The sequence below is a fragment of the Pseudarthrobacter oxydans genome (assembly GCF_013314975.1).
In the GTDB taxonomy this organism is placed as follows: Bacteria; Actinomycetota; Actinomycetes; order Actinomycetales; family Micrococcaceae; genus Arthrobacter; species Arthrobacter oxydans.
The window spans coordinates 152939-159303 of sequence record NZ_JABTYH010000007.1; the positions used below are offsets into that span (position 1 = coordinate 152939).

At 68.2% G+C, this 6365-nt stretch carries 6 protein-coding genes; 3 read left to right on the forward strand and 3 right to left on the reverse strand.

Features of this window, described 5'->3' with window-relative positions; all coding sequences use genetic code 11:
* Positions 1 to 92 precede the first annotated feature (92 nt).
* Complete coding sequence (locus tag HTS88_RS07250; protein WP_174176862.1) at positions 93 to 1256, reverse strand: cystathionine gamma-synthase; 1164 nt, start codon at positions 1254 to 1256, stop codon at positions 93 to 95.
* A 42-nt stretch (positions 1257 to 1298) separates the two neighbouring features.
* Positions 1299 to 2684: a cystathionine beta-synthase gene (locus HTS88_RS07255; protein WP_174176864.1), complete on the reverse strand. Its 1386-nt coding sequence runs from the start codon at positions 2682 to 2684 to the stop codon at positions 1299 to 1301.
* 144 nt (positions 2685 to 2828) lie between these two features.
* On the opposite strand from HTS88_RS07255, the gene HTS88_RS07260 reads away from it, so the two are divergent.
* Positions 2829 to 3995: an ArsB/NhaD family transporter gene (locus tag HTS88_RS07260; RefSeq protein ID WP_174176882.1), complete on the forward strand. Its 1167-nt coding sequence runs from the start codon at positions 2829 to 2831 to the stop codon at positions 3993 to 3995.
* Between the two features lie 2 nt (positions 3996 to 3997).
* Here the strand turns inward: HTS88_RS07260 and HTS88_RS07265 are convergent, their stop codons facing one another.
* A complete protein-coding gene (locus tag HTS88_RS07265; protein ID WP_174176884.1) occupies positions 3998 to 4405 on the reverse strand; it encodes a VOC family protein in 408 nt (135 codons plus the stop codon).
* Positions 4406 to 4565: 160 nt separating this feature from the next.
* Between HTS88_RS07265 and HTS88_RS07270 the strand changes: the two genes are divergently transcribed.
* Together HTS88_RS07270 and HTS88_RS07275 are read left to right on the forward strand one after the other, a co-directional pair.
* Positions 4566 to 5549, forward strand: coding sequence for a DNA-3-methyladenine glycosylase family protein (locus tag HTS88_RS07270; RefSeq protein WP_174176866.1), 984 nt, complete (start codon positions 4566 to 4568; stop codon positions 5547 to 5549).
* A 129-nt stretch (positions 5550 to 5678) separates the two neighbouring features.
* The coding region (locus tag HTS88_RS07275; protein WP_174176868.1) for an ATP-binding cassette domain-containing protein at positions 5679 to 6365 on the forward strand (687 nt) is incomplete at its 3' end.

The window sequence follows — 6365 nt, forward strand, 5'->3', positions numbered from 1 at the left end:
CGCAGGACGGCACGCCGCGGCAACCCCTCGCTCCGGGGACTGCCGCGACGTGCCGTCCGGGTTTAACTGCCGTCCGGGTTTAACCGGCGGGGCTACGGGATGGCCGCGAACGCCTGGTCCAGGTCCGCGAGCAGGTCCTCGACGTCCTCGATGCCGCAGGACAGGCGGAGGAGGTTCACCGGAACCGCCAGTTCGGTGCCTTTGACCGAGGCGTGCGTCATCTCGGACGGGTAGTTCATCAGCGATTCGATGCCGCCCAGGGACTCGGCCAGGGTGAACACCGACGTCGATTCCGCCACCTTCCGGGCAGCAGCCTCGCCGCCCTTGAACTGCACCGAAACCATGCCGCCAAAGCTCCGCATCTGCTTCCTGGCAAGCTCGTGGCCCGGGTGGGACGGCAGGCCCGGATACAGGACGGCCTCCACCTCGGGCCGCTCGAGCAGCCACTCGGCCACGGCCTGTCCGTTGAGGCTGTGCCGGTCCATGCGGACCCCCAGGGTCTTCAGCCCGCGCGTGGTGAGGAACGCGTCCATGGGTCCGGAAACCGCACCCACGGCGAACTGGACGAAGCCGATCCTCTCCGCCAGCTCTGCATCATTGACCACCACGGCGCCGCCCACGACGTCCGAGTGCCCGCCGATGTACTTGGTGGTGGAGTGGACCACGACGTCGGCACCCAGGGCGAGCGGGTTCTGCAGGTAGGGGGAAGCGAAGGTGTTGTCCACCACGAGGAGGGCGCCGGCGTCGTGCGCTATCCCTGCGAGCGCCGCGATGTCGGTGATCTTCATCAGCGGGTTGGACGGCGTCTCCACCCACACGAAGCGGGTCTTGTTGGCGGCAACTGCCGCCCGGACGGCGTCGAGGTCTGCCATGTCCACCGGGGTGTTGCCGATCCCCCAGCCGCCCAGCACCCTGCTGATGAGGCGGTAGGTGCCGCCGTAGGCGTCGTTGCCCAGCACTATGTGGTCGCCGGGGCGGGTCAGGGCGCGGATGAGCGAATCCTCGGCGGCCAGTCCGGAGCTGAAGCTGTAGGCGTGGGTGCCGCCTTCCAGCGCGGCGAGCTGTTCCTGCAGGGCGTCCCTGGTGGGGTTGCCGCCGCGGCCGTACTCATAGCCCTCACGGAGCCCGCCGATGCCGTCCTGGGCGTACGTGGAACTGAAGTGCAGGGGCGGAACCACCGCGCCGGTGCGGGGCTCGAAGGCCTGTCCGGCGTGGACGGCGCGGGTGTTGAAACCTTGGTTTTCGGGGACGGACATGATGCTCCTTGTCTGGGTGAAGCAGTATCAGGGTGAAGCAGGTCAGTTGCTGAGGTAGGCCAGGAGGTCGTGCCGGGTGAGGATGCCCACCGGCGCGCCGACGAACGTGACCATCACGGTGTCCACGTCCGAGAGCAGTTCCCTGGCTGCGGAAATGGTTTCCAGCGATCCGATGACGGGCAGCTTGGGGCCCATGTGCTCGGAGATCTTGTCCGTCAGCTTGGCTTCGCCGCGGAACAGTTTGGCGGTCAGGGTGCGTTCGTCCACGGCGCCGAGCACCTCGCCCATCACCACCGGCGGCTCCTGGGACAGGACCGGGATATGGCTGACGCCGAACTCGTTCATGATGTTGATGACGTCGCGCACGGACTCGTTCGGATGGATGTGCACCAGGTCCGGCAGTTCGCCGTTCTTGGAGCTGATGACTTCCCCCACGGAGGTTTCCTCGCCGCCGGAGAGGAAACCGTAGGAGCGCATCCACTGGTCGTTGAAGATCTTCGCCAGGTATCCCCGGCCGGAGTCCGGCAGGATCACGACGACGACCGCGGACTCCGGGAGGTCCCGCGCCGCCTTGAGCGCAGCCACCACGGCCATGCCCGAGGATCCGCCCACCAGGAGGCCCTCCTCACGGGCCAGTCGCCTGGTCATGGCGAAGGAATCGGCATCGCTGACCGCGATCACCTGGTCCGGGATGGACTTGTCGTAGTTCGCCGGCCACATGTCCTCGCCGACGCCTTCGACGAAGTACGGGCGCCCGGTGCCGCCGGAGTACACCGAGCCTTCCGGGTCGGCGGCGATGATCCTGACCACGCCGCCGTCGGATGCCGGCCGGCCCGCCGATGCCTCCTTCAGGTAGCGGCCGGTGCCTGTGATGGTTCCGCCTGTTCCCGCGCCGATGACGCAATGGGTGATCCTGCCGTCCGTATCGCGCCAGATCTCCGGGCCGGTGGTCTGGTAGTGGCTGCCGGGCGCCGCGGGGTTGGAGAACTGGTCCGGCTTGTACGCACCGGGGGTCTCCCGGACAATCCGGTCCGAGACGCCATAGTAGCTTTGGGGGCTGTCCGGCGGCACGGCTGTAGGCGTCACCACCACCTCGGCGCCGTACGCCTGCAGGACGGCGCGCTTGTCCTCACCCACCTTGTCCGGAACCACGAAGACGCACTTGTAGCCCTTTTGCTGGGCCACCAGGGCCAGGCCCACCCCGGTATTGCCGGACGTGGGCTCAACAATGGTCCCGCCGGGCTGCAGCTTGCCGTCCCGCTCGGCGTCCTCGATCATCTTCACCGCAATGCGGTCCTTGATGGACCCGCCGGGGTTCAGGTACTCCAGTTTGACCAGGACGGTGGCTTTGATGTCCTCCGTCACGTGGTTGAGTTTGATGAGCGGGGTATTGCCGATGAGGTCCAGGATGGACTGGGCGTACTTCATGGATATAAAGCTACCGCTTCCCTGCCGCGGGCACCTTCCGCGCCCTGTGCCCGCGGCGGCACGCCACGCGGGTGCGCCCGTTTCCAACAGGGTCTGCGCAGTCACGGGTGGGATCATGGGGCGGTGCAGCAGTTCGCCTGGTCGATGAAAGTCCGGAGCTACCTCCTTCCCGGAGCGATGCTCCTGGCCGGTGTTGCATCCCTCGCCTCCGGGGCACTGCCCCTGCCCGCTTTCGACGCCCTGGCGGGCCGCGCCGTTCCCATCCTCGCCTTCGTGCTTGCGATGTCCCTGCTGACGGAACTGCTGGACGAGGCCGGGCTGTTCAAGGTTGTCACGGACAGGCTCGCGGGGCTGGGCCGGGGCCGCGTGTTCCTGCTGTGGCTCCTCGTCGTGGCCCTGGCAACTGTTTCCACTGTTTTCCTGTCGCTCGACACCACTGCCGTGCTCGTAACGCCGGTGGTGGTCCTCCTGGCAGTCCATGCCGGCATCCAGCCGCTCCCCTTCGCCCTGACCACCATCTGGCTCGCCAACACCGCCTCGCTCCTGCTGCCCGTGTCAAACCTGACGAACCTGCTGGCGCAGGACGCGCTGGGGCTGAGCCCCCTGGGCTTTGCGGGGACCGTCTGGGCGCCCGCCCTGGTGGGGGTCGTGGTTCCGCTGGCCCTGTTGTGGCTGGCGTTCCGCAAGGACCTGCGGGGACGGTACCGGCCGCAACGGTCCCCCGCAGTGCGGGACCGGCCGTTGCTGGTCATTGCCGCGGCCACCCTCCTGGTCCTGCTGCCCGCCCTGGTGTCCGGCATACCCGTGCAGTATCCGGCCATGCTGGCCGCAGCCTTCCTGCTGGTGGTCTTCCTCCGGCGGCGACCCTCCGTGCTGCGGTGGTCCATGGTTCCGTGGCGTCCGCTGATGCTCACGGTGGGACTGTTCATGGTTGTTGAGGCACTGCATGCCAACGGGTTGACGGCGCTCCTGGCCGGCGCGGCCGGCCAGGGCGAGAGCCTGCCCGCCCTCCTGCACCTGGCCGCGCTGGGAGCCGGAGCGGCCAACGCAGCCAACAACCTGCCCGCTTATCTGGCCCTTGAGCCGGTGGCCGGCTCTCCTGCCCGGGTGGCCGCCCTGCTGATCGGTGTCAACCTTGGCCCGCTCGTCACCCCGTGGGCGTCCCTTGCCACCCTGCTCTGGCATGAGCGGCTGCGGGCGCTGAACGTCCGGATCAAGTGGAGCGGTTTTGCCCTGGCCGGTCTGGTGGTGGCAACCCTGACGGTCCCGCTTGCGGTGGTGGCCCTCTGGGTGGCGTCCGGGATGCCCTGACGCTACCCGGCCGACTGCGCCTGCTGGTCAGCGGGCAGGTTCTCCCACAGGCCCATGACGTTGTCCTCAGGATCCTTGAAGTAGGCGAAATAGCCCATCCCGGGGATCTCGTTCTTGGGCATAACAACAGAACCGCCCAGCTCCTCGACCGTTTTCAGCGTGGCATCGATATCCGGCACGTCCACCGTGATGACGGGGTTGGCGATCTTTTCCTCCCGGGCCATCATGCCGCCGTTGATCGCACCAGCGGTTGTCGGCTGCCCGGTGGCCTCGTCCATGGGGGTGGTGATCACCATGTTGTAGTCCATTCCAGGGACAGGTTCTATCCGCCAGCCCAGGGCCTGCTGGTAAAACTTCTTGGCCCGCTCCTGATCGTCCGCGGGGATTTCGAAATGTACTACTCCACCCATTGCGCTCACCTGGAATCTCTGGAATCTCGAAGGGACGGGCGCGGACGCCCCGCGCCACACCTGGGATTCTAGTCCTCCGTCCGCTGCCCGTTAAGGGCCCGGGAACCGGCACGGCGGAGCCGGCGGGCAAACTGTCGGGGTGCCGTGGGACGATGGTTCAATGACGATCGCAGAGGTTCCCGCACGGCTGGCGGCCGCCGCGGACGCCTCCCTCCGGTGGTATCCGGGTGGCCCCTACGACCTGGTGCGGACCCTCCGCCCGCTCCTGCGCGGCAACAGTGATCCGTCCTTCGCGGTGGACGGCGGCGCCATCTGGAACGCCTTCACAACAGCTGAGGGCCCCGCCACCATCCGGCTCAGCCCGGCAGGCAGCGCGGAGATGGAGCACCGGGTGGACGTCCAGGCCTGGGGCCCGGGTGCCGCCGCGGCGGCAGCGGCAGTGCCGCGCCTCCTGGGTGCGCACGACGATTGGTCGGCCTTCGACGAACCGGTGTTCCACGCCACGCTCCCCCGCATGGTCAGGGAAGCGCGGCGGAGAAGCCTGGCCGTCCGGCTACCCTCCAGCGGCCGCATGGTGGACCAGCTCGTGCCCATCATCCTGGAACAGAAAGTCACGGTCATCGAGGCCCGCCGCGGCTACCGGTACCTCCTCCACCGCTACGGATCCCCCGCGCCGATGGCTGGATCGCTGGCTCCCGCCGGCCTGGTGCTGGCACCCACGGCGGCGCAGTGGCTGCAGGTCCCCAGCTGGGAGTGGCACAAGGCCGGGGTGGGCCCGCAACGCTCCGCGACGGTGATGCGGGCGCTGCGCTCTGCCGTCGCGCTGGAACGGCTGGCGGAACTGCCGGCGCTGGAGGCGGCCGCCAGGATGCAGACCATCCCCGGCATCGGCATCTGGACGGCCGCCGAAGTGGTGCAGCGCACGCACGGCTGCCCCGACTCCGTCTCGGTGGGCGATTACCACCTGGCCGCGTACGTCGGGGCTGCGCTGACCGGCCGCCGGACGGATGACGCCGGCATGCTCCGGCTGCTGGAACCCTGGACGGGGCACCGCCAGCGGGTGGTGCGGATGATCCAAAGCAGCGGCTTCCGCAAACCCACGTTCGGTCCGCGGATGACCATCCAGGACCACCGCCGGCACTGACGCCGGCCGGGGACACGGCCCCAACGCACGTGCACGATTCATCCGTGGACTCGTGCCGGGGATGGGTATAGCGTGGCGCCAGGGAGCCCGTTCCAGAGCCCCGGCACGCCGCATCCTCTGGAGTCACGCATGATCCACACGGACAAACTGGCAAAGACGTTCACGGTCAGGAAAGAAACAGTGGAAGCCGTCAAGGGCGTCGACATCGACGTCGCGCCGGGCGAGCTTGTGGCCTTTCTCGGCCCGAACGGGGCAGGCAAGTCCACCACGTTGCGGATGCTCACCACCCTGCTGACGCCCACCTCGGGGACAGCCAGGGTTGCCGGCGTGGACGTCACCGCGGATCCGGCGGGAGTGCGGGCCAGGATCGGCTACATCGGCCAGGGCAATGGCGGCGGCCACAGTTTCCGGGTGATCGATGAGCTGGTGATGCAGGGCCGCTTCTACGGCATGAACTCCGCGGACGCCCTTGCCCGGGCCCGGGAACTCCTGGACTCCCTGGACCTCGCGGACCTCGCCAAGCGGACAGTCCTCAAGCTCTCCGGCGGGCAGCGGCGAAGAATGGACGTTGCGCTGGGGCTGATGCACTCGCCGCGGCTGCTCTTCCTGGACGAGCCGTCCACCGGGATGGACCCGCAAAACCGGGCCAACCTGTGGGAGCACATCATGCGGATGCGCGAGGAACACGGCACCACGATTGTGCTGACCACGCACTACATGGATGAGGCCGATTCCATGTCCGAGCGGGTCATCATCATCGACCACGGCAGGATCATTGCCGATGACACCGCCGCGCGGCTGAAGGCGAACCTCGCG

Bases quoted from the DNA above. Each gene is read 5' to 3' on its own strand.
- HTS88_RS07250 (WP_174176862.1), bottom strand. From the start codon at position 1,256: ATGTCCGTCCCCGAAAACCAAGGTTTCAACACCCGCGCCGTCCACGCC.
- HTS88_RS07255 (WP_174176864.1), bottom strand. From the start codon at position 2,684: ATGAAGTACGCCCAGTCCATCCTGGACCTCATCGGCAATACCCCGCTC.
- HTS88_RS07260 (WP_174176882.1), top strand. From the start codon at position 2,829: ATGAAAGTCCGGAGCTACCTCCTTCCCGGAGCGATGCTCCTGGCCGGT.
- HTS88_RS07265 (WP_174176884.1), bottom strand. From the start codon at position 4,405: ATGGGTGGAGTAGTACATTTCGAAATCCCCGCGGACGATCAGGAGCGG.
- HTS88_RS07270 (WP_174176866.1), top strand. From the start codon at position 4,566: ATGACGATCGCAGAGGTTCCCGCACGGCTGGCGGCCGCCGCGGACGCC.